The organism is Nitratireductor sp. XY-223 (genome assembly GCF_004959855.1).
Lineage (GTDB): Bacteria > Pseudomonadota > Alphaproteobacteria > Rhizobiales > Rhizobiaceae > Hoeflea_A.
Window position 1 is genome coordinate 810664 of the sequence record NZ_SPNT01000002.1, and the last position, 24966, is coordinate 835629.

Annotated in this window: 19 protein-coding genes, 1 tRNA gene and 1 riboswitch; of the genes, 6 read left to right on the forward strand and 14 right to left on the reverse strand. The window is 64.9% G+C overall.

Going from position 1 to position 24966, the window contains the following annotated elements; genetic code table 11:
* Positions 1–97: 97 nt before the first annotated feature.
* From E4M07_RS10435 to rplU, 7 genes are all read right to left on the reverse strand, one after another.
* Positions 98–700 carry a nicotinate-nucleotide adenylyltransferase gene (locus E4M07_RS10435; protein ID WP_136658498.1) on the reverse strand — a complete coding sequence of 201 codons (603 nt, stop codon included), beginning with the start codon at positions 698–700 and terminating at the stop codon, positions 98–100.
* A gap of 50 nt (positions 701–750) precedes the next feature.
* On the reverse strand, positions 751–2034 hold the full coding sequence (locus E4M07_RS10440; protein WP_136658237.1) for a glutamate-5-semialdehyde dehydrogenase: 1284 nt from the start codon (positions 2032–2034) through the stop codon (positions 751–753).
* A gap of 19 nt (positions 2035–2053) precedes the next feature.
* Positions 2054–3217, reverse strand: coding sequence for a glutamate 5-kinase (gene proB, locus E4M07_RS10445; protein WP_136658238.1), 1164 nt, complete (start codon positions 3215–3217; stop codon positions 2054–2056).
* 4 nt (positions 3218–3221) lie between these two features.
* The gene (gene obgE, locus E4M07_RS10450; RefSeq protein ID WP_136658239.1) at positions 3222–4253 is read right to left on the reverse strand and encodes a GTPase ObgE; all 1032 of its coding nucleotides are present in this window, start codon (positions 4251–4253) and stop codon (positions 3222–3224) included.
* 167 nt (positions 4254–4420) lie between these two features.
* Positions 4421–5020 carry a GNAT family protein gene (locus E4M07_RS10455; protein WP_136658240.1) on the reverse strand — a complete coding sequence of 200 codons (600 nt, stop codon included), beginning with the start codon at positions 5018–5020 and terminating at the stop codon, positions 4421–4423.
* A 112-nt stretch (positions 5021–5132) separates the two neighbouring features.
* Complete coding sequence (gene rpmA, locus E4M07_RS10460; RefSeq protein WP_136658241.1) at positions 5133–5402, reverse strand: 50S ribosomal protein L27; 270 nt, start codon at positions 5400–5402, stop codon at positions 5133–5135.
* A 27-nt stretch (positions 5403–5429) separates the two neighbouring features.
* Positions 5430–6179 (reverse strand): 50S ribosomal protein L21, encoded by a 750-nt coding sequence (gene rplU / locus E4M07_RS10465; RefSeq protein ID WP_136658242.1) that lies wholly within the window; start codon positions 6177–6179, stop codon positions 5430–5432.
* Between the two features lie 395 nt (positions 6180–6574).
* Between rplU and E4M07_RS10470 the strand changes: the two genes are divergently transcribed.
* Positions 6575–6664, forward strand: a tRNA-Ser gene (locus tag E4M07_RS10470).
* Positions 6665–6710: 46 nt separating this feature from the next.
* On the opposite strand, the gene E4M07_RS10475 is transcribed toward E4M07_RS10470, so the two are convergent.
* The 4 genes from E4M07_RS10475 to E4M07_RS10490 all read right to left on the reverse strand — a co-directional run bounded on the left by E4M07_RS10475 (position 6711) and on the right by E4M07_RS10490 (position 10121).
* A complete protein-coding gene (locus E4M07_RS10475; protein ID WP_169054160.1) occupies positions 6711–7562 on the reverse strand; it encodes an AraC family transcriptional regulator in 852 nt (283 codons plus the stop codon).
* Positions 7563–7638: 76 nt separating this feature from the next.
* Positions 7639–8709 carry a glycosyltransferase family 4 protein gene (locus E4M07_RS10480; protein ID WP_169054161.1) on the reverse strand — a complete coding sequence of 357 codons (1071 nt, stop codon included), beginning with the start codon at positions 8707–8709 and terminating at the stop codon, positions 7639–7641.
* 105 nt (positions 8710–8814) lie between these two features.
* Positions 8815–9216: a DUF4345 domain-containing protein gene (locus E4M07_RS10485; protein ID WP_206057214.1), complete on the reverse strand. Its 402-nt coding sequence runs from the start codon at positions 9214–9216 to the stop codon at positions 8815–8817.
* A 62-nt stretch (positions 9217–9278) separates the two neighbouring features.
* Positions 9279–10121, reverse strand: a complete 843-nt coding sequence (locus E4M07_RS10490) for an NmrA family NAD(P)-binding protein (protein WP_136658246.1) — start codon at positions 10119–10121, stop codon at positions 9279–9281.
* A 137-nt stretch (positions 10122–10258) separates the two neighbouring features.
* On the opposite strand from E4M07_RS10490, the gene E4M07_RS10495 reads away from it, so the two are divergent.
* The gene (locus E4M07_RS10495; RefSeq protein ID WP_136658247.1) at positions 10259–11245 is read left to right on the forward strand and encodes an AraC family transcriptional regulator; all 987 of its coding nucleotides are present in this window, start codon (positions 10259–10261) and stop codon (positions 11243–11245) included.
* 41 nt (positions 11246–11286) lie between these two features.
* On the opposite strand, the gene E4M07_RS10500 is transcribed toward E4M07_RS10495, so the two are convergent.
* Positions 11287–12180: a putative sugar O-methyltransferase gene (locus E4M07_RS10500; RefSeq protein ID WP_169054162.1), complete on the reverse strand. Its 894-nt coding sequence runs from the start codon at positions 12178–12180 to the stop codon at positions 11287–11289.
* Positions 12181–12506: 326 nt separating this feature from the next.
* Here E4M07_RS10500 and E4M07_RS10505 point away from each other — a divergent pair, with 326 nt between their 5' ends.
* The gene (locus tag E4M07_RS10505; RefSeq protein WP_136658249.1) at positions 12507–14150 is read left to right on the forward strand and encodes an APC family permease; all 1644 of its coding nucleotides are present in this window, start codon (positions 12507–12509) and stop codon (positions 14148–14150) included.
* Here the strand turns inward: E4M07_RS10505 and thiD are convergent.
* On the reverse strand, positions 14092–14925 hold the full coding sequence (gene thiD / locus E4M07_RS10510) for a bifunctional hydroxymethylpyrimidine kinase/phosphomethylpyrimidine kinase (protein WP_136658250.1): 834 nt from the start codon (positions 14923–14925) through the stop codon (positions 14092–14094). The two genes, E4M07_RS10505 and thiD, sit on opposite strands and share 59 nt — an antisense overlap.
* A riboswitch (TPP riboswitch) is annotated at positions 14921–15014 on the reverse strand. It overlaps the preceding gene by 5 nt.
* A gap of 135 nt (positions 15015–15149) precedes the next feature.
* On the opposite strand from thiD, the gene E4M07_RS10515 reads away from it, so the two are divergent.
* Both E4M07_RS10515 and pbpC read left to right on the forward strand, forming a co-directional pair.
* Entirely contained in the window at positions 15150–20615 is a 5466-nt protein-coding gene (locus tag E4M07_RS10515) for an alpha-2-macroglobulin family protein (RefSeq protein ID WP_136658251.1), read from the forward strand.
* On the forward strand, positions 20612–22702 hold the full coding sequence (gene pbpC, locus E4M07_RS10520; RefSeq protein ID WP_136658252.1) for a penicillin-binding protein 1C: 2091 nt from the start codon (positions 20612–20614) through the stop codon (positions 22700–22702). The genes E4M07_RS10515 and pbpC overlap by 4 nt, the downstream gene beginning before the upstream one ends.
* A gap of 12 nt (positions 22703–22714) precedes the next feature.
* On the opposite strand, the gene E4M07_RS10525 is transcribed toward pbpC, so the two are convergent.
* Positions 22715–23911, reverse strand: coding sequence for a lytic murein transglycosylase (locus E4M07_RS10525; RefSeq protein WP_169054163.1), 1197 nt, complete (start codon positions 23909–23911; stop codon positions 22715–22717).
* Positions 23912–24185: 274 nt separating this feature from the next.
* Between E4M07_RS10525 and E4M07_RS10530 the strand changes: the two genes are divergently transcribed.
* Complete coding sequence (locus tag E4M07_RS10530; protein WP_136658254.1) at positions 24186–24926, forward strand: LuxR family transcriptional regulator; 741 nt, start codon at positions 24186–24188, stop codon at positions 24924–24926.
* The last annotated feature ends 40 nt before the right edge of the window (positions 24927–24966 follow it).

Below are 24966 nucleotides of genomic sequence, written 5' to 3' on the forward strand. Positions count from 1 at the left end.
GCAGTCCGAGTAGCAAAAAACGACTCAGACGGCACGCGTCGCAGCAAATACACCTAAAGATAGGCATGGAAACCTTAAGGTTTCAAGACAACCCCATTCACGATTTGCCGACCGGCAATTGCTGGCTGTTGCGGATGGCGGTCGACGACAATGGCGAGCGCGGACCGTGAATGAACGTCCAGGCGGGTGGGCGCATGCGCGCCAGCGCCCCGGCCTGGGCCTCGTCAACGCGCGCATAGTCGAACGTCTTGGCCATGATCGAGGACAGATAGGACAGCGTCGAGCCGGGCCGGTCGACGACGGCGATCGGCATCGTGTTGGCGATATATTGCCAATCCTGCCAGCGGTGGAAGCCGGCGAGATTGTCGGCGCCCATCACCCAGGCGAAATCGACGCCGCGATTGCGTTCGGTCACGAATTGCAGCGTCTCGGCCGTGTAGCGCAGGCCGTGCGCCGCCTCGAAGGCGGTGAACTTGACGCGCGGATCGGCGGCGATCTCCTGGCACCATCGTATGCGGGTTGCCAAGTCTGCCAGATTGCTGTTGTCTTTCAACGGGTTGCCAGGTGTCACGATCCACCACAACTGGTCGAGCCGCAGCCTGCGCAGGGCCGTGTCGGCCACCAGGACATGCCCCTCGTGAGGCGGATTGAACGAGCCGCCGAACAGGCCGACGGCCATACCGGGTTCGACATGGGGCATGCGCAGGAGCGAAGCCGGGATTTCGTGCAATTCGTTCACCCGATCGGCCGTCAGGGCCGTGTCTGGCCGCTGCCGCGCACCCGGTACTTGAACGAGGTGAGCTGCTCGACGCCGACGGGTCCGCGCGCGTGCATCTTGCCCGTGGCAATGCCGATCTCGGCGCCCATGCCGAACTCGCCGCCGTCTGCGAACTGGGTCGACGCATTGTGCAGGAGAATCGCCGAATCGATCTCGTTCATGAAGCGCTCGACGACCGCCGCATCCTCGGCAATGACCGCCTCGGTGTGATTCGACGAATATTTACCGATATGGGCGATCGCGCCGCCAATCCCGTCGACGAGCGCCACGGAAATGACCGGCGCCAGATATTCGGTCGACCAATCCGATTCGCTGGCCGCCACGGCCTGCGGATAGGCCTTGCAGACCGCGGTCGAGCCGCGAATCTCGCATCCGGCCGCCGTCAGGGCCTCGAGCAGGGGAACGAGGTGGGATTGCGCCGCCTCCTTGTCCACCAGCAGCGTTTCCGCTGCGCCGCAAATGCCTGTGCGGCGCATCTTGGCGTTGACCGTTATCGCCTTCGCCATGTCGGGTTCGGCGGACTTGTCGACATAGATGTGGCAAATGCCCTCCAGATGGGCAAAGACGGGAACACGTGCCTCGCTTTGCACCCGGGCCACGAGGTTCTTACCGCCCCTCGGCACGATCACGTCGATGGCGCCGGACAGGCCCTTGAGCATTTCGCCGACGGCCTGGCGGTCGGTCACGGGCACACGCTGGATGGCGTGCGCGGGAAGGTCCGCCGCCTCAAGTCCCTTGACCAGGCAGCGGTGTATGGCGGCCGACGAGTTGTGCGAATCCGAACCGCCGCGCAGGATCACCGCGTTGCCGGCCTTGAGGCACAGTGCGCCGGCATCCGCCGTCACGTTCGGCCGGCTCTCGTAAATGACGCCGATGACGCCAAGCGGCGTGCGCACGCGCTCAATTGCGAGGCCGTTGGGACGCGTCCATCTGGCGATGACGTCGCCGACCGGATCCTTCAGCCCGGCAATGGCGCGCACGCCCTCGGCCATAGCCGCGACGCGGTCCCTGTCGAGCTTAAGTCGGTCGAGGAAGGAGGCCGCCATGTCGGATTCCGCAGCGTTCTGCATGTCGACGGCATTCGCCTCCAGGATGGCGTCCGTGTCGGCCAGGATGGCATCGGCCATGGCCAGCAGTGCCGCGTTCTTCTGCTCTTCGGTGGCGACGGCCAGCGGTGCGCTCGCGGCCCGGGCATTCTCGCCCATCGCCGCCATCAGTTCACCCACGTTTGCCTTCTCCGCAACTTCGTCAAGCATCGTACCGTTCCTGTTGCCGTTACTCGTCCTCATTCAGGGCAATCTGCGCCCCTGTCAACACCATGTCGTCCCGGTGGACCATCGCCGCGCGCCCCGAATAGCCGAGTATTTCGGCGATTTCCGAGGATTTGCGGCCGGCTATCTGCAGGGCCTCCTCGGCGCCATAGGCGGCAAGGCCGCGGGCGAACTCGTAGCCGGCCAGGTCGCAAATGGCGACGGTGTCGCCGCGCGCGAAGCTGCCGGTGACCTTGCGCACCCCCGCGGGCAGAAGGCTCCTGCCGGATTTGAGCGCCTCAAGCGCACCGGTGTCAACGAAGAACCGCCCGGCCGGGTCAAGCTGGCCGGCGATCCATTTCTTGCGGGCCGTCACGGGCGACGCATCGGCCTCGAACAGGCTGTGCCGGGCGCCCTCTTCGATGGCGCGCAGCGGATGGTCGCGCTTGCCCGAGGCGATGATCATGGCGCAGCCGGCCTTGGTGGCGATACGGCCCGCCTCGATCTTGGTCTTCATGCCGCCGCGTGACAGCTCCGAACCCGCGTCGCCGGCCATGGCGTCGATCTCGGGGGTGATTTCGGCGATGCGGGGCAGGAACTCGGCATCCGGGTTCTTATCCGGCGGCGCGGAGTAGAGACCATCGACGTCCGACAGCAGCACCAGAAGATCGGCGCCGGCCATGGAGGCGACGCGGGCCGCCAGGCGGTCGTTGTCGCCGTAGCGGATCTCGTTGGTGGCGACACTGTCGTTCTCGTTGATCACCGGTACGGCACCCGCCTCCAGCAATTGCTGGATTGTCGCACGGGCGTTGAGATAGCGGCGCCGGTCCTTGGTGTCGTCGAGCGTCAGCAGAATCTGGCCGGCGACAAGGCCTTTTTCGGACAAGGCCTCCGACCACGCGTGGGCCAGCGCGATCTGGCCAATGGACGCAACCGCCTGACTTTCCTCAAGTTTCAGGCCACGCTCGTGACCGAGGCTGGTGCCGCGCATCACGGTGCGTCCTAGTGCGATCGAGCCGGAGGAGACGATCATGACGTCCGAGCCGTTGCCGCGCAGGGCGGCGATATCGCGGCACAGGGTCTCAACCCAGCGGCGGCGCAGCCCGTCCTTGCGGTCGACCAGCAGGGCCGAGCCGACTTTCACGGCGATGCGGCGGTAATCCTTGAGGCGGGCCGGGCTCTGGGTCATGGCGCTAATCCCGGCCGCCCGCCGAAGCGTCTTGCAGGTCTTCGGCCTGCTTGTCCGCGTCAATGTTTCGGGCAAGCGTGCGCAAGGCCTCCTTCATGCCGTAGCCGGACACGGCCGACAGGACCAGGGGCTTGCTGCCGCAGGCGGTCTCAAGTTCTGCGGAAAGCGCGGCGCGCAATTCGTCGTCAAGCAGATCGGCCTGCGACAGGGCAACGATCTCCGGCTTGTCGCCAAGGCCATGGCCGTAAGCTTCCAGCTCGCCGCGTATCGTGCGATAGGCCTCGCCTACATCCTCCTGTGCGGAAACGAGGTGCAGCAGGACCCGGGTGCGCTCGACATGGCCCAGGAAGCGGTCGCCGATGCCGGCGCCCTCGTGGGCGCCCTCGATTAGGCCCGGGATATCGGCAATGACGAATTCGCGTCCGTCGGTGCTCGCGACGCCCAGATTGGGATGCAGCGTGGTGAAGGGATAATCGGCGATTTTGGGCCGCGCCCGCGTGACGGCGGCAAGGAACGTGGACTTGCCGGCATTGGGCAGGCCGACAAGGCCTGCATCGGCGATCAGCTTCAGCCGCAGCCAGACGGTCATTTCCGATCCAGGCAGCCCCGGATTGGCGCGGCGCGGCGCCTGGTTGGTGGAGGATTTGAAATGGGCGTTGCCGAAGCCGCCATTGCCGCCGGCGGCCAGGCGGAAACGCTGGCCCTCCTCGGTCAGGTCGCAGATCAGCGTCTCGTTGTCTTCCTCGAAGATCTGGGTCCCGACCGGAACCTTGAGCACCTTGTCGGCGCCCGCCCCGCCGGTGCGGTTGCGGCCCATGCCGTGTATGCCTGTCTTGGCCTTGTAGTGCTGCTGGTAGCGATAGTCGATCAGCGTATTGAGGCCCTGGACAGCCTCGACCCACACGTCGCCGCCGCGGCCGCCGTCGCCGCCGTCGGGGCCGCCGAACTCGATATATTTCTCGCGGTGGAACGACACGCAGCCGGCGCCGCCATCGCCCGAGCGGATATAGACCTTCGCCTGATCGAGAAATTTCATCTGCCTGCTATCTCTGTTTGCGGCCAGCCATACGGATAATGCCCGCATGTGTGAAGGTCAAAGGCAATCGACATTTGCCGGTGACAATCAACGATCCGGCCTCGTGTTGTTTCATACCAGGGTCCCTTTCAAAACAACGGCCCGCGGCTTTCGCCACGGGCCGGTGTTCATGCGGCTGCCCAGCTGCGCAAGGAAATCCAGGTCTTGCGGTCGAGGCGGTACCACTCGACGGGCACGGCACTGCCGAGCGCCAGCGAGTTGACCATGCCGGTTCCCTGGAACTGGAACCCGCATTTGTGGATCACCCGGCGCGAGCCGAGATTGGTGACGCGGCAGCGCACGTCGATGCACTCGATGTTGCGGGTGCGGAACGCCATGTCGATCACCGCGTGGGCGGCCTCCGTGGCGTAGCCGTTGTCCCAGAACGGCTCGCCGATCCAGTAGCCGAGCTCGAGCGTGACGGGATCGTCCTGCGGCTCGATCCCGCAGCAGCCGAGGAACCGGCCGTCCTCCGCATTGGTCACCGCGTAGACGCATTTGCCGATCGCGCCGGTCCGGGAGCGGCGGATAAAATCCGTCGCGTCCTTGCGGGTATAGGGATGCGGCATGCGCGACACCATCGTTGCGACCCGGGCGTTGTTGGCGAGATAGGCAATTGCGTCCGTGTCCTCGATGTGCGGGGCCCGCAAGACCAACCGCTCGGTAACAAGAACAGGGCATCCCCCTCGCTCGTGATGGCTGTCTTCGTCCTGACTTTCCGTTTCCATTTTCAGTCCTCCAGTTGCAAATGAAAAGGGGAGACGGTGTCCCATCTCCCCTTGCAACTTTTGGCCTGATCTATGTCAGCCGGGTCGATGAGACGCCGGCTGTCCCCACCGGCTATTCCGCTGCTTGCGCACGCGGCATTACGGACACGTAGCAGCGACCGTTTGCCTTGGTGCGGAAGGACACATTGCCCTCCACGGTCGCAAAAATCGTGTGATCCTTGCCGAGGCCGACGCCCTGGCCCGGGTGCCACTTGGTGCCGCGCTGGCGCACGATAATGTTGCCCGGAATCACGGCTTCGCCGCCGAACTTCTTCACGCCGAGGCGCTTGGATTCTGAATCGCGTCCGTTGCGCGACGAACCGCCAGCTTTTTTGTGTGCCATTGGTCTACTCCTTTACCTCGATCCCGATTACTTCGCTTCGTCGGCCAGGGCCTTGGCCTGACCGATCCAGTCGTCGCGCTCGATGCGGCCCTTGAAGTTCAGGGCCTCGTCGAGCTTGGCGATGTCGTCCTTGGTGAAGGCAGCGATCTGCGCGTACTGGGTGACGCCGAACGCATGCAGCTTCTTCTCCAGGACCGGGCCGACGCCGGAGATCTTCTTCAGATCATCGGCTTCGCCCTTCGGGGCCGAGAAAATTGCGGCCGGTGCATCCTCGGCGGCTTTCGCCTTGGGTGCGGCCTTGGGTTTCTCAGCGGCCTTTGCATTTTCCGTAGCCTTGGGCTTTTCCGCAGCCTTCGGCTTCTCGGCAGGCTTGGCCTTTTCCGTTGCCTTTGCCTTCGGAGCCTCCTCGCTCTTCTTGGCTTCGGCCTTCTTCGGTGCGGCGGCCTTTTTCTTCGGTTTGGCGCCACCCGTCAGAATTTCCGAGATCCGGATCGTCGTCTCGTGCTGACGATGACCGCGGGTCCGCTTGGAGTTCTGGCGGCGGCGCTTCTTGAACGCGATGACCTTGCGGGCACGGCCCTGCTCGACAACCTCGGCGGTGACGAGCGCGCCGTCGACAAACGGCTTGCCGATGGCCGCATCGGCACCTTCGCCGACCATCAGAACTTCGTTGAACTCAACAATGTCGCCGGCATCGCCGGCCAGTCTTTCGACCTTGAGGACGTCGTCGGCAGCAACGGTGTACTGCTTTCCGCCCGTTTTGATGACTGCGAACACTTTCTTGCCTTTCCATGTTCGGTCCGGCTTGTCGCGGTTGCCCGCACAGCCGTCTTTTTATTCAGTCGGTTACGAATGATCGCCGGATTGTGCCGACGGCCCTTTTCAGGCCCTTCAGCGCCAAGCGGCGAATTTTCCCGGAGCCGTTGTTGACGGGGCTCGGCCCCACAAAAACAGATGGCGCAAGTCGCCTCACGCCATGGACAGTCGGGAAATACGGGAAAGCGGTGCGCAAGTCAAGGCGGAGCAAGCCATTTTCAGGCGCCGATCGGGCGCATTCCCGACAGTTTGCCGGCCGACGCGCCGGATATCGCGCCGGCGGTTCGAAAACGCCCTTGTCTCGGCGCCCTTGAATGGTTAAGACAGCGCCCGCATATTGATGCGCACCACGACGCGGAGAGGTGGCTGAGTGGTTGAAAGCACCGCACTCGAAATGCGGCATACGGGCAACCGTATCGGGGGTTCGAATCCCTTCCTCTCCGCCATTTCCTCCAAGCGAACTGTTCCACAAACCAAGGCCGGCGCCCCGGTCTAGACGATCGGCACACGCACATCCGTGCGAAGTTCTTCCGCTGCGACCTCACGGGGGTTGTTGACATAAAACTCCACCAGCGGGGAGTCCCTGAGCTCCACATCCGCGCCTCGCAGCCATGTCCCGAAGAACCACTGATACGCGTCGGGCAGCGTCAGATAGGGGCCTTTATGCTCGACAATAGCGTATCTGCCGGCTTTGACGGGCAGTATCTCGAGCCCGTCAATGTCGCGCGGAAAGTTGCCGGGGTGCGCCAGCACGACGCCTGCGTGGGAGCGAAGGTCGCCGGCCGGCACCGTGTCGGGATCGTCGTGGTAGAGGGCCACCATGCCCGCCCAGTGGTCCAGTAGTCGGCGGTCGACAAAGAGCCGGATGGCGCGCTCGAAGGCGACGGCGATTTGCTGATATGGCCCTGAATGCGCGACGGCGGCGACCGTCAATTCAGGGCAGGTTTCAATTCTAACAGGAAACATGTTGTCGGCTCCTCTGGCTTGCACGAGTTCCAGCCGCCGTGTTTCCCGCCGCTCGCGAAAGGCGCCGGGAGGCATGCCCTTTTCGGCGGTAAAGGCGCGGGTGAAACTCGCGACGTTCGGGTAGCCAAACCGGCCGGCGATCACATGAACCGGATCGTCCGTTGCGACGAGCTGCAGCGATGCCTTGTGGAGCCGGATGCGCCGCACAGCCTCGGCGATGGTCTCTCCGGTCACGGCGCGAAACACGCGATGCCAGTGAAACCGGGACATGCAGGCGACATCGGCCAGGGTGTCGAGACTAAGATCGACATCGGCATTGTCGTGGATGTAGGTGATCACCCGCAATACGCGCTCTTCGTAGCTGTTTCTTGCGTCCATCGCCGTAAAGTCTCTACGCTCTGCCGGTTTGACCCAGCAAGCCTGCCACATCGTGAATTTGCAAATCTTGCTGAAATTACCGGCCGTCCGCCACCGTCTCGTAGACCTTCTCGACCTGCGCCACGATCGCATCCTCGCTGCACAGTTCCCGCACACGGCGTTGTCCCTGCAGGCCGATCCGCCTTGCTCCGTCCGGGTCCTCGATCAGGGTCGCGAGTGCCTGCAAGGCCGCGTTCCTGTCCATCATGCCAACGGCATAGCCGTCGATCCCGTTGCGAATAAGTACGACGGCCTGGCCGGTCCGGTAGGCAACGACTGGCACAGCCGCAGCCATTGCCTCCAGAACCGCGATCGGCCCCTCCTCCTGTTTCGAGGTGCTGAGCAACACATTGCACGCGCGCATCAGCCTTTCGGCGTCGTCGCGATGACCTGCCAGGACCGTGCGGCCTGCAATCAGCGGATCGTCCAGCAGCTTGCCCCATCCGGGCATCTCGCCGGCATGCTCAAGCGAGCCGACGACCAGCAGACGGACATTGTTGTGACGCTTGGAAAGGGAACGCAGAATGCGCAGGCCATCGGCCTGGTTCTTGCGCCGGCAGATACTGCCGACCATGCCAATCACGAAAGCGTCCTCGGGAAGGCCGAATTCGGCGCGGACCGGTGCGGCGTCGCCGGCCGCCGCTTCGGCGAGCGGAACAAAGTGCGGAATAACGTGAAGCCTTGAGCGGCGCACCAGATTGTAGCGTCGGTGGAAATCGGCGGTCTGCCGGCTCGGCGCGATGACCGCCTTGAAGAAGGCGAAGGGGATCTGGACATGGCGGCTGTGGGCGGTCGTGACGACGGCAGCATTGGCGGCGATCCGGAAAACCATGCCGTATTTGTTGGCGCGGCTGCCGTGGCAATGGATGATGTCGGATCCCCAGTCGCGGATTTCATAGCCGACCCGGCGTATTTCGGCCGGCCGCGTAGCAAGGCCGGTTTCCATGCTGGCAAAGGGTGCTGGAAACGCCTGGGAAGAGAGCCATGACCCGGGCCGGCCGACCAGCAGGATCTCGTGACCGCGGCGCATCTGCGCCGTGATCAGCGCGCGGCAACTGCTGGTGACGCCGTTCTTGCCGAAATGGGAAACGATATGCGTGATCTTCATTCCGTCCGTTTCCCGGGTCCTTGACGTCATGCACCGGCTGGCTTTCCGCCAATCTGGATTCCGAAGCGTTCCCGGTCAATGGCCGCAACCCGAAGCGCCTCAGCGTCAATGGGCTTCAGGCCTGCCGGCGACCAGCCTTGTCAGGGCGAAGAGACTCAGCAGTCCGATGACGAATTCAAGAACCGTTGCCTGTACCAGCCCGGACACGGGAACGCCGTCCAGCCCCATGCTGATCAGGCGGGACGTGCCGTAAGAAAGATAAAGAAGGCTTGCCACAAGCGCCGAGCTGAACGCCAGACGGGATACAAATGCACCGCTGCCGATCAACAGGCCGCCGGCAAGCAGCGCGCCGCCCTGCGCCCTGATCTCGGAAAGCTGGCTGGCATTGGTGCCGAGGGCGATCCCGTAGGTTCCGTAGAACGCGTGGGGTGCCAGAAGGATGGCGGCGCCGATCGCCGAGGCGACGAGCCCGGCAACGATCAAGACCGCTTTTACAGTTCGGGTCATAAGCATGGTGGTTTCTCCTTGAAAGTGCGGCCCGAGGACGGGCCGCAACCGATGTGACGCGGCTAGGCGGTTCTCGCCTCGGCCGGCGGGTTCCAGACGCCGGTTGCGGCGGCGTCGCGGCAGAACACGGAAAAATCGTGCGGTTCACGGCCAAGGGCCCGCCGGACGCCGTCGGAGAGGGACTCGTTGCGCCCGTCGAACACCTCGCGGCAAAGAGCGGTGAGCATGTCGGCCATCTGGGGTCCGGCCTCGTCACTCAAGGCCGCGTGAAATTGCTCCAGGGTCACCGGCAGGTAGTTCACTGTCCTGCCGGAGGCCTTCGAGATTTCAGCCGCGACATCGGCGAAGCTCAGGAGCCGCGGGCCGGTTACCTCGTAGAGCTGACCGCCGTGACGCGCCTCGGTCAGCGCGGCGACCGCGACATCGGCGATGTCTTCGATATCGATGAAGGGTTCGCGTATGTTGCCGGCCGGCATGGCGATGGTTCCGCCGAGGACGGATCCGAGCAGCTGGCCTTCGTCGAAATTCTGGAAGAACCAGCTCGCGCGAACCAGCGTAAAGTCGATGCCGCTGTCACGGACGATCTCCTCGCAGCGCCGGGCGTTGGCCTCGCCGCGGCCGGACAGGAGCACCAGGCGCGTGACGCCGGCTTCTTTCGCGATGGCGGTCAGCTGCGTGATCGCCGCCGGCGCCTGCGGCACCGCAAGGTCGGGAAAATAGGAGACATAGGCGGCGGAAACGCCCTCCAGGGCCGCCGGCCATCCGGCGGGGTCTTCCCAGTCGAAGGGAATGGCGGCGTTCCTGGAGCCGTGCCGCACCGTGTGGCCGGCGTCTTCCAGTTTTTGCGCAATGCGCCGGCCGGTCTTGCCGGTGGCGCCGATGACGAGAATGGGTGACGTGTGCATGGATCTGCTCCTTGGGTTGTTCACATGATCCAAAATCATCACGGATGCTCAGATTATCAATGCTGTTTCGTCTGTGATTTTTTGCAGATCGTCCAGAAAATCTGGACGAATGAACTTGGATATGGCAAGTATCGGGAATGACAGACGCCAAACCGCAATTGCCGTCCTACGCCGATCCGCTCGGCGAGACGCTTCACATGCTCAAGCTCAACGGAACGCTCTATTGCCGGTCGGAACTGACCGCGCCGTGGGGCATCGACCTGCCGCCCATCGAGGGATGCATGATGTTCCACATCGTGACCGCCGGGCGGGGATGGCTGGAGGTCGAGGGCGAGGATCCGGTCCTGCTCGAGACCGGCAGCCTCACGCTCGTGCCGCACGGTGCCGGGCACATCATTCGCAGCAGCCCGGACAGCCGGGCCGAACCGTTGTTCGACATTCCTGTCGACAGGATCAGCGACCGCTACGAGGTCATGCGCCATGGCGGCGGCGGCGAGTACACCCATTCGATCTGCGTGGTCGTCCGCTTCGATCATGTGGCGGCGGAACGGCTCGTCGCGCTGCTTCCCAAGGTGGTTCAGGTGGATGCCTGGGACACGGATGCCGAGAGCTGGCTGCAGAGCACGCTGCGGTTCATCGCGCGCGAGGCGAAGGAACTGAGGCCCGGCGGCGAGACGGTGATTACGCATCTTTCCGACATTCTCGTCATCCAGGCCATCCGGTCCTGGCTGGCAACGGCGCCGGCCGCGGACCAGGGCTGGCTGGCGGCGTTGCGGGACGGGCAGATCGGACGGGCGCTGGCGATGATCCACAGGACGCCGGATCGCGACTGGAGCGTCGAGAGCCTGGCGCGGGAAGTGGGCATGTCGCGCTCGGCCTTTTCGGCGCGCTTCACCGAACTCGTCGGCCAGCCGGCCATGCGCTACATCACCCAGTGGCGCATGCAGCTTGCCCGTTCGCAGATCCTCGAGGAGGCCGTGCCGCCCGGTGTGCTGGCGCAGCAGCTCGGATACCGGTCCGAGGCCGCCTTCAGCCGGGCATTCAAGCGCATGTTCGGCGTTTCTCCGGGCAGGATGCGCCGGGTGGAGGCCTGCATTCCCGGTCAATTGGTTGCGGCGGATTAGTCAGAACCTCAGCCCGGATCGGGCCGGACGGGCGTGCCGGTCTAGGCCTGCGTCTCGTGTCCCCAGACGAGAATGTAGTTGTCGCGGGCCGCATTGGGCTCCTCGGCGATGATCTGGGCGCCGGGCAGCAGCTCGAGCAGTTCGGCCTGGGACAGCTTGTCGTTGGTGAACGAGCTCGTCGGAAGACCGCTGTTCATCGTCAGATAGCCGCGCTTCGAGCGCGACAGCACCTTGGAGATGTACTTGCGCTGCAGGTCGGACGGAAGTTCGGAAAAGGCGTAGTTGCTGATGACGAGATCGTAGTCCGTGTGACCCGGATGCCGGTTGAGGGTCAATGTCTGGTAGGAGCCGTTCAGCGTGAAGCACTCAAGATACCGGGAGATCAGATCAAGCACCGGGGGCAGGTCGAACAGGTGGTATTCGTCAAAGTCAAGCACGGCGTCGATGACCAGCAGCTGACCGCCGTAGCCGCAGCCGATTTCGGCAATCCTGTTCCCGATATTGCCGGCGAACAGATGCTGAAGGTCGGCCAGAACCTTGATGTACCGAAGCGTCGTCGGGCTGGTCGTGCCGATGCCGGGATAATCGAAGACCACGGGGCTGCCGACCCGGTCGTTTATCTTGAAATCGTCGATGCGTTCGACAAGCGCCGGCGCGTGCTCGCGAAGCCAAGCCAGGTATTTCGCGCCTTCCTCCTCGGTGACATGTTCCAGGATCTTCACATAGTGCGGATGGCGCCGGAAACTGTGGAACAGCCTGGGCTTGTTGAGCGCCGCCCTGACGATCGGGACATAAACGCCGCGATCGTCGCTCTCTGACCGGTTGCCGGCAACGCCGATATAGTCCTTGCCGGTGATCAAGGCACCCATTTTTGCGCTGATCTTGCGGGAGATACGCTCCATTCCGCGCATCGGACCGGTCATTGTGTTTCCCATCGTCAATTTTCCTGTCGCCGTGAAAAGCCAGCCGCGAATACTGCGCTGCGGCCGCTCAATTGCGTTGTATAATGTCGTGCACAGTGCCCCACGGGCCTTTATGCTGGGGTGCGATTGAATAGTCGAGCGATTTTTGCGTTGACTCATCTTGCCGGCCGGCGGAACCGCCGTTTTTCTATTTGCAGGCTGTGACGTGCCGCAAGTAGATCCGCCGGTCTGCGCGCTCCGTTCGGCACAGCTTGCTCCTGCCGTTTGCGCAACGCGGATTGAACCGCCCCGACGGCTCGTCCATAGTCCGCGCGATTCGGGGGCCAGGAGGGTTGTCCATGAGAGAAGCGGCGGCGAATGCGGCAGGGACCGGAGGGCAGGGCCTCGAGCGCCATATCGGCGCCTGGGGCATGTTGCTGACGGGACTGACCGGCATCATCGGCTCGGGCTGGCTGTTCGCCTCGCTCTACGCCGTCCAGATCGCCGGACCGGCGGCCGTCATTTCCTGGCTGATCGGATGTGTGCTGGCGCTGACCCTCGCATTCATCTACGCCGAGCTCGGCGCGCTCATCCCCGCCGCCGGCGCCCTGGCGCGCATCCCGTTCGTGGCGCTCGGCCCGCTCGGCGGGTTCTTGAGCGGCTGGCTGTGCTGGATCGCCTATGTCGCCATGGTATCGATCGAGGTCACCGCCGTGCTGGACTATGCCGGCAACTATGTTCCCTGGCTGACCGAGACCGTCGACGAAGACCGGATCCTGACGGGCGGCGGCATCGCGGTGGCGGCGGTTCTCATTGCTGCCTTCACGGCCATCAACATCGCCGGCGTCCGATGGATGATCCGCTCCAACATAACAATCACCATCTGGAAGCTCGCCGTGCCCGTCCTGGTGCCGGTCGTGCTGATCGTGGTTGGCTTCCAGGCGGAAAACTTCACCGCCTACGGCGGCTTCGCACCCTACGGAATCAACGGCATACTGGGGGCGGTTTCGAGCGGCGGCATCATCTTCTCCTTCGTCGGGTTCCGGTCGGTGATCGACCTTGCCGGCGAAGCCCGCAATCCGGCGCGCAACGTGCCGCTGGCGCTGGTGGGCTCGGTCGTCATCTGCCTCGTGATCTATGTCCTCCTGCAGGTGGCGCTGATCGGCGCGATACCGGCCGAGCACCTGGCGGATGGCTGGGCCGGCGTGGTCGAGAACTTCGCGGCCGGTCCGTTCGCGGGCCTGGCGCTGATCCTCGGGCTGCAATGGGCGGCGCTGCTGATTTTCGCCGATGCGATCATTTCACCGGGCGGCACGGCGCTCGCCTATGTCGGCTCCTCCGGCCGGATCAACTACTCGATGGCGCAGACCGGCCTGTTCCCGAAGCTGTTTTCGCGCCTCAACCGCAATCGGGTGCCGGCCTGGAGCATGATCGTCAATTCGGCGATCGGCATTCTCATCCTCGCGCCGTTGCCGGGATGGCCGCAGCTCGCCGGTTTCATATCCTCCGCGGCAGTGCTGTCGCTTGCCATCGGTCCGGTCGCGCTGGTGGTTCTGCGGCAACAGGCAGCGAACTACGAGCGGCCGTTCAAGGTTCCGTTTGCAAACGCCTTTTCGGCCCTCGCGTTCATATTTGTCGGTTTCATCGTCTACTGGTCCGGATGGGAGACCAACTGGAAAATCCTGCTGATCGCATTGGCCGGTTTCACCTGCTTCGTGGTTTACAACGGCTTCCGGAAGGAGCCGATGCCCCTATACATCGCGCACTCGGGCTGGCTCGTCGCCTATTACGCAGTGCTGGCATTGGTTTCGTGGCTCGGCAATTTCGGCGGCGGGCTCGGCGTTATTCCCGTCTACACGGATTCGGTCCTTATCGTGGCCGTCTCGCTGTCGATCTTCCGCGTCGCGGTCCGCAACCCGCTGCCGAAGGACGTGGTGCGACGGCTCATTGCCGATACCGATGCACGGCCGGCGCAGGTCCAGTCGTCTTCCACGCATGATTGACCGGGCCGTGGCCGTGGCCGACCGATAACCGGCCGCTGTGGACGATCGCGCCGTGGACGTAGTCCTTTGCCGCCGCAACGGCCTCCAGCAGCGAACCGTGCCGGGGAATCTGTGACGCGATCGCCGCGGAAAGGGTGCAGCCGGTGCCGTGCGTGTTTTTGGTTTCGACGCGTGCCGCTTCCAGCCACGAGCGCGTTCCCGTCCCCACCAGCAAATCGCACGAGGTGCGACCAGCAAGGTGTCCGCCCTTCAAGAGCACTGCCTCGGCGCCGAGCCGCAGCAGAGCATCCGCCGCCGGGGCCATGTCCTGTCGCCGGACCGGTTCGGCCCGGCCCAGCAGTTCAGCCGCTTCCGGCAGGTTCGGCGTCAGCAGGCTCGCCCGCGGGATCAGCGTCTCCTTCATTGCGTCAAGCGCGTCGTGCGCAAGCAGGCGCGCGCCGCTCGTCGCCACGCACACCGGATCGACAACGACGGGAATGGCGTCGACAAGGCGCAAACAATCGGCCACGGCCTGCACCGTCCCGGTATCGGCAAGCATGCCGACCTTTATGGCATCGACACGGATATCGTCGAAGATCGCGAGGATCTGGTCGCGGACAAAGCCGGCGGGAACCGTGTGGATGCCGCTGACCCCCCTTGTGTTCTGGACCGTGAGCGCGGTGATTACGGCCATGCCGTAGGCACCGTTCGCGGCAATGGTCTTCAGGTCGGCCTGGATGCCCGCGCCGCCGGACGGGTCGGACCCCGCGATCGTCAAAATGTTGGGTATCGCCATGATGCGCACAACTCCCTTCGCCGGCATTATCCAGATCAGGTTCGACGGGTGTGATCTCAGCCCGAATTCGGGCACCCCGGTGCCGGGCAATCCATCCCAACCGGGCGACAATGTCAAGGAAGGCGGGCATTGTCGCCCAAGTGTCTTGAAATCTTCGCACTTTCCTGCTGCGTTAGGGGCAGTGGGCGCAGTAAATTCGATGAATTCCTTGATGGGAGGAAACGATGTTCAGGCATTTTAGATTTGCAGCGGCCCTGACAGCCATTTTGACGATTGCGGCGCAGAGTTCCCACGCCGAAACAAAACGGCTCGAGACTTTCGATAATGCTGATTTCTACGGCTTCGATCTGCGGGCGGAACAGGATGTGACGCTCGAGCAGTGCAAGTCCGACTGTCTCGCCGACAAGGCCTGCCGCGCCTTCACTTACAATACCAAGGCGCAAAGGTGTTTCCTCAAATCCGATTTCAACCGCATGGACCGGTTCGAAGGCGCGGTCTCGGGAAGGGTCGTTTCAGCGGCGGGCGGGCCTGATATCGGCGCCGCGCCGGATCTGACCTTCCTGTCGCAGGGTCTTCGTTCGGAGGCGGCCGGGCTGAAAACCGAGGCGCCCGATTGGCACGATTCCACCCTCGGCCTGGCGGCAACGGAGGCAGCGGCCCGCGATGCGATTGCGGCGGGCGATGCGAATACGGCGATCGACTATTTCGGCCGGGCACTCGCGATTGATTCAAACGATCCGAAGCTCTGGCTGAGCCTGTCCCATGCGGCGCTGAACGCCCTTTATACGGGAAACCGCAACAACTACAGGACGCAGCGCGCGGCAACGGCCGCGGCGTTCAATGCCTATGAGCTTTCCCGTGACGCGGATACGCGCGCCCAGGCGCTCGACCTGCTGGCCAAGGGGCTGGAGGTGCGCCAGCAGTACCGTCCGGCGCTGGAGGCCTACAAGGCCAGCCTTTCGCTCGTCGATTCGCCGCGTGTGCGCGCCGATTTTCAGGATCTGAAGGCGCGCAAGGGCTTTCGTGTCGTCGAACACACGGTCGATGCGGACAGCGCGTCGGCGCGGCTTTGCGTGCGCTTTTCCGACCCGCTGGTGCCGTCTGGCACCGACTATTCCTCGTTTGTGCGCATCGACGGGCAGCCGGCGCAGTCCATTTCGGCAAAGGACCGGGAAATCTGCGCAGACGGGCTCGACCACGGCAAGACCTACCGGTTGACCCTGCGGGCCGGCCTGCCGGCCGAGATCGGTGAGGTGCTCGAAGCGCCGATGACCATCAACGCCTATGTCCGCGACCGCGCGCCGACGGTGCGGTTTGACGGCGACCGTTTTGTCCTTCCGGGCGTCGGGCGACACGGCATTCCCGTGGTCAGCGTCAACGCCGACGCGGTCGAGGTCTCCCTTTACCGGATCGGCAGCCGCTCGCTGGCGCCGGTCCTCTCGCGCTCGCAGTTCCTGCGGCAACTCGATGCCTACGACGCCGACAATATCCGCAGCGCGCTCGGCGAGCGCGTCTGGCAGGGAACGCTGGAGACTGGCGGAGACCTGAACCGCGAGACGGTGACCAGCTTTCCGGTGGACGAAGCGCTGCCGCAACGCGAGCCCGGCGTTTACGTGATGATGGCAACCGTCGACGGCGTGCTGCTCGACAACTGGGAAAGCCGCGCCACACAATGGCTGGTGATCTCCGATATCGGCCTTTCGTCCTTCTCGGGAAGCGACGGCTTGCATGTCTTTGCCCGCTCGCTGGACACGGCGATGCCGATCGAGGGCGTGAAGCTCACGCTGCTGGCGCGCAACAACGAGGTGCTGGGCGAGGCTGAGAGCGACGCTGACGGGCGGGCGCATTTCGCCGCCGGCCTGACGCGCGGCAAGGATGGCCGCGCACCGGCCGTCGTCACGGCCGATGGCGGCGACGGGGACTTCGTGTTCCTGGATCTTTCACGCGCGGGTTTCGATCTTTCCGACCGGGGCGTGACGGGCAGGGCGGCGCCCGGCCCGCTCGACATGTTCGCATGGCTCGACCGCGGCATCTACCGCGCTGGGGAGACCGTGCACATGGCCGCGCTCGTCCGCGATGACGCGGCACTGGCCGTTGCCGACCTGCCGCTGACCTTCGTGGTGAGCCGCCCGGACGGCAAGGAAGAACGGCGCGTGGTGCGCACCGGCGGCCCGGCCGGCGGCTACGGTGTCGATCTCAACCTGCCGGTCAACGCCATGCACGGCGTCTGGTCGGTGCGGGCCTTTGCCGATGTCGACGGACCGACGCTGAACGAGACGCGATTCCTGGTCGAGGACTTCAGGCCGGACCGAATCGAGTTTGATGTGAACGACTGGCTTTCGTGGGATCCACCCGAAGGAGGCGGCGGGTTCCTAGTTGAGGGACGGTATCTCTATGGTGCACCCGCGTCGGGTCTCGCGCTCGATGCGGAGGTGAATGTCAAGTCGGTGCGTGAGCGGGCCGATGTCCCCGGCTATGTCTTTGGCCTTGACGATGAAGCGCCGATCAACACGCAGTTGGAGATGGATTTAACGCCTACCCTCGACGCCGATGGTGGCGGGTACGTCACGTGGGCGCGGCCACAAACTCCGCCCGCTACGACCCGTCCGCTGGTGGTCGATTTGACCGTCCGCCTGCAGGAGCATGGCGGTCGGGCGGTGGAAAAGACCGTATCAGAGCCGTTCCAGCCGGAAGGCGCCATGATCGGCGTGCGGCCCGAATTCGAGGGAGGCCAGGTCGGAGAAGGCAGCACCGCACGCTTCGATGTGATCGTCGTCGATCCGGAAGGCGAGCGCGTTTCGCAGGATGGCTTAAGCTGGTCGCTGTTGCGCATCGAGCGCGACTACCAGTGGTACCGCGAGGGCAATAGCTGGCGTTACGAGCCGGTCGAATACACCGCCCAGGTTGAAAACGGCACGATCGAAGTCGGCGAAAGCGCGCCCGCGCAGATCGCCGTGACAGTCGACTGGGGCCGCTACCGGCTGACGGTCGAATCGAATGATGCCGGGGGCCCGGCAACCAGCGTCGAATTCGATGCCGGTTGGTATGTCAGTGCCGCGTCAACGGAAACGCCGGACGGGCTCGAGATCGCTCTTGACCGCGACCGCTACCGGGCCGGCGATACGGCAAAGCTGCTCATCTCGCCGCGCTTTGCCGGCGAGGCGCTGATCACGGTCTCCAGCGACCGCCTCTATGACGTGTTCACCGCGACCGTGCCGGACGGCGGCGCTGAGATCGACATTCCCGTCGAAGCCGACTGGGGCGCCGGCGCCTATGTGACCGCGACCCTGATCCGGCCCGGTGGCGACGCGGACAACCGGATGCCGTCGCGTGCCGTCGGCATCAAGTGGCTGTCGATCGATCCGGGAGGCCGGGCGCTGGATGTCGCGCTCGATGTGCCGGAGAAAATCCAGCCGAATACGCGGCTCGATATCCCGGTCGCCGTTTCCGGCGCCGGGGTCGGCGAGGAAGCGCACATAACGCTTGCCGCGGTGGATGTCGGGATCTTGAACCTGACCGCGTTCGAGACGCCGAATCCGCGCAACTGGTATTTCGGCCAGCGCCGCCTGGGGGTCGAGATCCGCGATCTCTACAGCCGCCTTATCGACGGCGCGCAGGGCGCGACCGGGCGCCTGCGCACGGGCGGCGACGGGCCGGGCATGGCGGCCAAGGGCAGCCCGCCGCGCGAAAAGCTCGTGGCGCTCTATTCCGGCATCGTGCGGCTGGACGCGGACGGTAAGACGGTCGTTTCCTTCGACGTGCCCCAGTTCAACGGAACGCTGCGGCTGATGGCCGTGGCCTGGACGCCCGACGGAGTCGGCCAGGCCGAGGAAGAACTCATCGTCCGCGATCCCGTCGTTGTCACTTCGAGCCTGCCGAAGTTCCTGGCGCCGGAGGACTATTCGCAGATCCGCTTCGATATCGCCAACACGGACGGGCCGGCCGGCGACTACCGGCTGACCCTAGAGACCGGCGCCGCATTGCGGGCCGAGATTTCCGGCGTGCCCGACACGATCCAACTGGACGAGGGCGGTGCGACGGCCTTCATTGTCGGAGTCACCGCGGATCGGCCGGATGCGGCTGAAGTCACGCTGCGCCTCGACGGTCCGGACGGTGTCAGTGTCGAGAACACGCAGACCCTGAACATCCGCCCGGCGACGCTGCCGGTGACGACGCGCCTGGAACTGCCGCTGGCAGCCGCCGGCGGAACGGCGGTCATCGATGAAGAGCTGCTCGCGGCCTATTATCTCGACGGGGCCAGCGTCAGCATCGACGTGTCGCGATCGGATTTCGACGTGCCGGGTCTGCTTCTGGCGCTGGATCGCTATCCCTATGGCTGTGCCGAGCAGACGACGAGCCGCGCCTTGCCGCTGCTTTACCTCAGCGAGCTCGACGCGCCGGCGGCACTGCTGGAGGATCCGGATCTTCGGGAACGGGTCCAAAAGGCGATCGCGCGGGTTCTGTCCTACCAGTCGGCGGGCGGCAGTTTCGGCCTGTGGGGACCGGGCGGCGGCGATCTGTGGCTCGATGCCTATGTGACGGACTTTCTGACCCGGGCGCGCGAAAAGGACTACTCGGTTCCCACCCAGTCGATGCGCCTGGCGCTCGACAACCTGCAGAACGTCCTTTCCTACACCGACAGCGTTGCCGACAACGGCGACGGCATCGCCTATGCGCTCTACGTGCTGGCGCGCAACAAGCGGGCGTCTGCCGGTGACCTGCGCTATTACGCGGATGCGCGGCTGGACGCCTTCGCGACACCGCTGGCGCGGGCGCAGATCGCCGCCAGCCTGGCGCTCTATGGCGACAACGAGCGGGCGCAGCGGGCCTTCGGTTCTGCCTACCGGCTCGCCAACACCGACGCGGCCGCCAATCTGCGGCGCACCGACTACGGCTCGGTGCTTCGCGACGATGCGGCGATGCTCGCGCTTGCCGGCGAAAGCCGCCCGGTCTCGCCGCTGCTCGGCGACATGGTGCAACTCGTCTCGAGTCGCCAGTCGCAGAGGCCGGCACGCACGACGCAGGAACAGGCCTGGATGCTGCTCGCGGCGCGTTCGGTGCAGGCAGCTGAACAGGCCTCGAAACTGACGGTGGACGGTGAGCCGGTGAGCGGGCGTTTCGGTCGCACCGTCAGTGGCGACGAGATCGTCGCGCAGCCGATCCGGGTGCGCAATGACGGCGACGAGCCGGTGCGGGCCGTCGTCACGACGGTGGCCGCGCCGCTGCAGGCGCCGCGCGCCGGCGGCGACGGCTTCACCATCGCCCGCAGCTACCACGATCTCGACGGGAACGAGGTGACCATCGATTCGGTGGCGCAGAACCAGCGCTTCGTCGTCGTCCTTACCGTCGAGCAGACCAACCGGCTTCCGGCAAACATTGTCCTCACCGATCTGCTGCCGGCGGGTCTTGAAATCGACAATCCGAGGATCGTGCAAAGCGCCGTGCTGTCGGGTTTCGCATGGCTCGGCGACACCGCACCGGCCCATACTGAGTTTCGAGACGACCGTTTTGTCGCGGCGTTCGAGACGAACGGCGGCAATGACGGCCCGATCCGCGTGGCCTACGTGGTGCGCGCCGTGGTTCCCGGTTCCTACGCGCTTCCGGGCGCGCAGGTCGAGGACATGTACCGGCCCGAGTATTCGGCCCGCACCGCTGCCCGCTGGATGACGGTGCGCGGCGCGGATCAATGACGAGGCGACGTCGGCTGCTGACCCTCGCGGCGGCGGCCGCGGCGGGCCTTTTCGCCCTGCTTGCGGTCGTCGGCAGTGTGCTGGACCGGGCCTATCCGCCGCCGCTGCCCGATCCGCGTTCGCTTTCGGTGGAGGTCACCGACCGCGACGGTGCCCTCTTGCGGGTGTTTGCCAACGATGAAGGTCGCTGGCGCCTGAAGTCCGACCTTGCCGCGCTCGATCCGACATTCACGGCGCTGCTGGTGGCCTATGAGGACAAGCGCTTCTGGTCGCACCGCGGTGTCGATCCGCTGGCGATGGCCCGGGCCTTCGCGCAAATGGTCGCAAACGGCCGCATCGTCTCCGGCGGATCGACCCTCACCATGCAATTGGCGCGGCTGCTTGAACCGCGTCCGGCGCGGACCCTCGGCGCCAAGCTGAGGCAGATGGCGCGCGCGATCCAGCTCGAGCGGCGGCTGAGCAAGCACGAGATTCTCGGCTGGTACCTGACGCTGGCGCCCTATGGCGGAAACCTGGAAGGCGTGCGGGCGGCCAGCCTCGCCTATTTCGGCAAGGAACCCGATGGGCTCAGCCTCCAGCAGGCGGCGTTGCTGGTCGCTCTTCCGCAGTCGCCCGAGAGCCGCCGGCCCGACCGTCACGCGGACGCGGCGCGCAACGCCAGCTTGCGGGTGCTCGAGCGGGCGGCGGTCAAGGGCCTGATCGACAATGGCGAGGTGGCCCGGGTCGCCGGCCTGGAATTTTCCGCCCGCCGCAGGCCGTTGCCTTCGCTGGCGGCGCATCTCGCGGAACGGGCCCGCGCCGCCGGCCCGGGCAGAGTATACGCTACGCTCCTGTCGCGCGCGGCACAGCGAAACCTCGAGACGGTGGCCAAGGATGCCGCCGAACGGCTGGGCGGACGCCTCTCCGTCGCCATTGTCATGGCCGACAGCCGTACCGGCAGCATCCTGGCACAGGTCGGCTCGGCCGGATATTTCGACGGCGGTCGCGCCGGCTGGGTCGACATGAGCCGCGCGGCGCGCTCGCCGGGTTCGACGCTTAAGCCCTTCATCTACGGCCTCGCTTTCGACGAGGGGCTGGTGGTTCCCGAAACCCTGATCTCGGACCGGCCGGCCAATTTCGCCGGCTACCGGCCGCGCAATTTCGACATGCAGTTCCAGGGTGACGTCAGCGTGCGCCGGGCGCTGCAGTTGTCGCTGAACGTTCCGGCTGTCCGGCTGCTGGTCGCGGTGGGGCCGGCGCGCCTGTCGGCCCTGTTGCGCAGGAGCGGCATACGCTACGCGCTGCCGAGGGCGGCGGACCGGCCCGGGCTTTCCATCGGGCTCGGCGGGATCGGGACGAGCCTTGTCGACCTGGTGCAGCTCTACGGTGTGCTCGCAGCGCCCGACGGCCGGCCGGTCGGGCTTTCCAACGGGGTCGATCCCGTGTCACCTCCCGAATCGTCGAACGCGCCGCTCAGCGGCGTGGCGCGCTGGCATGTCCGCGATATCCTGAGCGGTGTCGCGCCGCCGGCCGGCTCGCAGCAGATCGGCATCGCATACAAGACCGGCACCAGCTATGGATACCGCGATGCCTGGTCCGTCGGCTTTGACGGCCGCCATGTCATCGGCGTGTGGATCGGGCGGCCCGACAACAGCGCGGTGCCCGGTCTCACCGGCCTCAATGCCGCCGCCCCGGTCCTGTTCGAGGCCTTTGCCCGGTCCGGCACGGCCATCGTGCCGTTCCGGCCGCCGCCGCCCGGGGCGGTGCGCCTTGCCCGCGGATCGTTGCCGGAGCCGATGCGCCGGTTCCGCAGCTTCGAGGAACGGCTGCAGCAGGCGCCAAGCGGCGAGGCCGCGCCGCAGATCGCCTATCCGCCGAGCGGCGCGCATGTTGCGCTCAGCCGTTCCGCCGACGGCAGCTTCCGTCCGCTGGTCATCAAGCTGCAGGGTGGTCGTCCGCCATTCCGGTGGCTGGCGAACGGCCGGCCGGCGGCCGCACCCGTGCGCCGGCGCGACTGGCAATGGGTACCGGACGGACCCGGCAGCGCACGCCTTTCCGTCATCGACGCGGCCGGGCGCAGCACCGGTGTGGAGGTGGTCGTCGAGTAATTCAGAATTGCTCTATTTCTTCATGACCGATTCATAAACCGGCACATCCGCGTGGCCGTCCGGCGTCATGCCGTTGCGGATCTGATAGCTGCGGATGACGTCGCGCATTTCGAGGCTGATCCGCCCGTCGGTGCCGGGCACCGCATAGCCCATGGCCTTGAGCTTTTCCTGAAGGGCGATGCGCTCTGCCTTGCTGAGGGGCCGCTCGACATTCCATTTGCCCGCCAGCGGCGCGTGCCGGTTGGCAATGCGGTCGGCAAGGTGCCCGACGGACAAGGCGTATGCGTCGGAGAAATTGTAGGATTTCAGGACCATGTAATTGTCGGTGACGAGGAAGGCGAGACCCTCTATGCCGCTGGGGAAGAGCAGCGTCGCCGAGCCGTGGTCGGGCAGGCTGCCGCCGTCCATGCGCACAACGCCGCGCCGGACCCAGTTGCGGTAGCTGTCGGTTGCCTTCGTCAGGTCGATGTTCCTGGGCAGGTTGACCTGAAAACCCCACGGGACGCCGCTCTGCCACCCGTTTCCCTTCAGGTAGTTGGCTGCCGAGGCCAGCGCGTCCGAGGGGCTGCCCCACAGGTCGCGCTTGCCGTCGCCGGTATGGTCGACCGCGTATTTGAGGAAACTCGACGGCATGAACTGGGTATGGCCGACCGCGCCGGCCCAGGAGCCGCGCAGCTGGCGGGGATTGAGGTTTTCCTGCTGGATGACCAGCAGCGCATTGATGAATTCCTTCTGGAAAAAATCGCCGCGGTAGCCGGAATGGGCGAGCGTGGCCAGCGACCGGAGGATGTCGCTTTTGCCGATATAGCCGCCATAGTTCGTTTCCATGCCCCAGATAGCCAGCAGGACGTGGCGGTCGACGCCGTATTTCTTCTCGATGGCCGAGAGTGTGCGGTTGAGCTTCTTGGCCTTCGCCTGGCCCGACTTGATCTGCCCCGACGTTACCCGCTTGCCGACATACTGACCGATCGAACGATTGAATTCCGGCTGGCTCTTGGTGAATTTCAGGATCTTGTTGTTGGGCTGCAGTCCCGTTGTCGCGGCCTCGAATGTCTCCCAGGTCACGCCGGCCGCGGCCGCATCGGGATAGAGCGAATCGACATAATTCTTGAAGGTCGGCTTGGCGCCCGCACAGGAAACGGCCCACGGCAAAACCAGCGTCGCCGCAAGCGTCAGAACGATCCGCAAGGAGCTTTTGATGGCCGTCATGGGCGGAGCATAGCAAGAACGATGTGGCAGGCAAGCAGCCAGCCGGGCGAAACGGTCCCGCCGGCTAAATGTCCCAGCGCTACAACATTTCATCGATCACTTTTCTCAGTTCACAACAGTGGTTAAGATCGCATTGGGTGGAAATAGGATTTTGATGGGGAAAACGGCACCGGGCGCCAGCGCCGGGTGGCGTTGGCTGTTTTTCGGGCCGCAATGCGGGCAATCGGCCCGAAACATTGCCGGCGAACGAATATTTGGAAAGATAGGTGTCTTTGTGAATACGGACGCAATTACCGAGTTCCTCGAATCAGTGCACGAACTGGAAACCCAGTCGGAGATCATCGACGCGCTGGAATCCGTACTGGACCGCTTCGGCTTCGACTATTACGGCGTCATACGCCAGCCCAAGGCGTCTGAGGATCCGCTCAGCCTCGTGCTGGCGGGGCGGTGGCCCGAAGGCTGGCCGGCCCGCTACATGGAAAAGAAATACGTGCTGATCGATCCGACGATCCGCTATCTGGGGCATGCCCGCAAGGGCTTCAGCTGGGCCGAGGCCATTCCGGCGTTCCAGTCGGACCCGCATCGCCGCCGCATGCAGCGCATGATGGTGGACGCGATGAAATTCGGCCTGGAGGGCGGCTATATCTTTCCGATCCACGGCCGCCGCGGCCTGATGGGCAACCTCTCGGTGGGGGGCAAGGCCGTCGAGCTGAACCAGACGCAGATGACCCTGTTCGACGCCCTGGCGAAAACCGTGTTCTGGCGGCTGCTCGAACTGACCGATCCGCTGATCAACGAGGAGCTGTCGTCGGCGGTCGACGTCCAGCTGACCCGCCGTGAAATGGAGGCGCTGAGTTACCTGGCCGATGGCATGACCTCAAACGAGATCGCATCGGTGCTCAAGCTCTCCAACCATACGGTGGACTGGTACATGAACGCCCTGCAGATCAAGCTCAAGGCAAAGAACCGCCACCACGCGGTGGCGATTGCCTTCCGGCTGGGACTGATCTCCTGAGACCGGCGCGGTATGGTGCAATGCACACAGGCTCCGGCTC

What these genes read in the sequence shown, in the direction of transcription:
- E4M07_RS10480 (WP_169054161.1), bottom strand. Translation starts at nt 8,709, where the DNA reads ATGAAGATCACGCATATCGTTTCCCATTTCGGCAAGAACGGCGTCACC.
- E4M07_RS10485 (WP_206057214.1), bottom strand. Translation starts at nt 9,216, where the DNA reads ATGACCCGAACTGTAAAAGCGGTCTTGATCGTTGCCGGGCTCGTCGCC.
- E4M07_RS10495 (WP_136658247.1), top strand. Translation starts at nt 10,259, where the DNA reads ATGACAGACGCCAAACCGCAATTGCCGTCCTACGCCGATCCGCTCGGC.
- E4M07_RS10435 (WP_136658498.1), bottom strand. Translation starts at nt 700, where the DNA reads ATGCCCCATGTCGAACCCGGTATGGCCGTCGGCCTGTTCGGCGGCTCG.
- E4M07_RS10455 (WP_136658240.1), bottom strand. Translation starts at nt 5,020, where the DNA reads ATGGAAACGGAAAGTCAGGACGAAGACAGCCATCACGAGCGAGGGGGA.
- E4M07_RS10490 (WP_136658246.1), bottom strand. Translation starts at nt 10,121, where the DNA reads ATGCACACGTCACCCATTCTCGTCATCGGCGCCACCGGCAAGACCGGC.
- E4M07_RS10475 (WP_169054160.1), bottom strand. Translation starts at nt 7,562, where the DNA reads ATGGACGCAAGAAACAGCTACGAAGAGCGCGTATTGCGGGTGATCACC.
- E4M07_RS10515 (WP_136658251.1), top strand. Translation starts at nt 15,150, where the DNA reads ATGTTCAGGCATTTTAGATTTGCAGCGGCCCTGACAGCCATTTTGACG.
- E4M07_RS10500 (WP_169054162.1), bottom strand. Translation starts at nt 12,180, where the DNA reads ATGGGAAACACAATGACCGGTCCGATGCGCGGAATGGAGCGTATCTCC.
- pbpC (WP_136658252.1), top strand. Translation starts at nt 20,612, where the DNA reads ATGACGAGGCGACGTCGGCTGCTGACCCTCGCGGCGGCGGCCGCGGCG.
- rpmA (WP_136658241.1), bottom strand. Translation starts at nt 5,402, where the DNA reads ATGGCACACAAAAAAGCTGGCGGTTCGTCGCGCAACGGACGCGATTCA.
- E4M07_RS10525 (WP_169054163.1), bottom strand. Translation starts at nt 23,911, where the DNA reads ATGACGGCCATCAAAAGCTCCTTGCGGATCGTTCTGACGCTTGCGGCG.
- E4M07_RS10505 (WP_136658249.1), top strand. Translation starts at nt 12,507, where the DNA reads ATGAGAGAAGCGGCGGCGAATGCGGCAGGGACCGGAGGGCAGGGCCTC.
- obgE (WP_136658239.1), bottom strand. Translation starts at nt 4,253, where the DNA reads ATGAAATTTCTCGATCAGGCGAAGGTCTATATCCGCTCGGGCGATGGC.
- thiD (WP_136658250.1), bottom strand. Translation starts at nt 14,925, where the DNA reads ATGGCGATACCCAACATTTTGACGATCGCGGGGTCCGACCCGTCCGGC.
- E4M07_RS10440 (WP_136658237.1), bottom strand. Translation starts at nt 2,034, where the DNA reads ATGCTTGACGAAGTTGCGGAGAAGGCAAACGTGGGTGAACTGATGGCG.
- proB (WP_136658238.1), bottom strand. Translation starts at nt 3,217, where the DNA reads ATGACCCAGAGCCCGGCCCGCCTCAAGGATTACCGCCGCATCGCCGTG.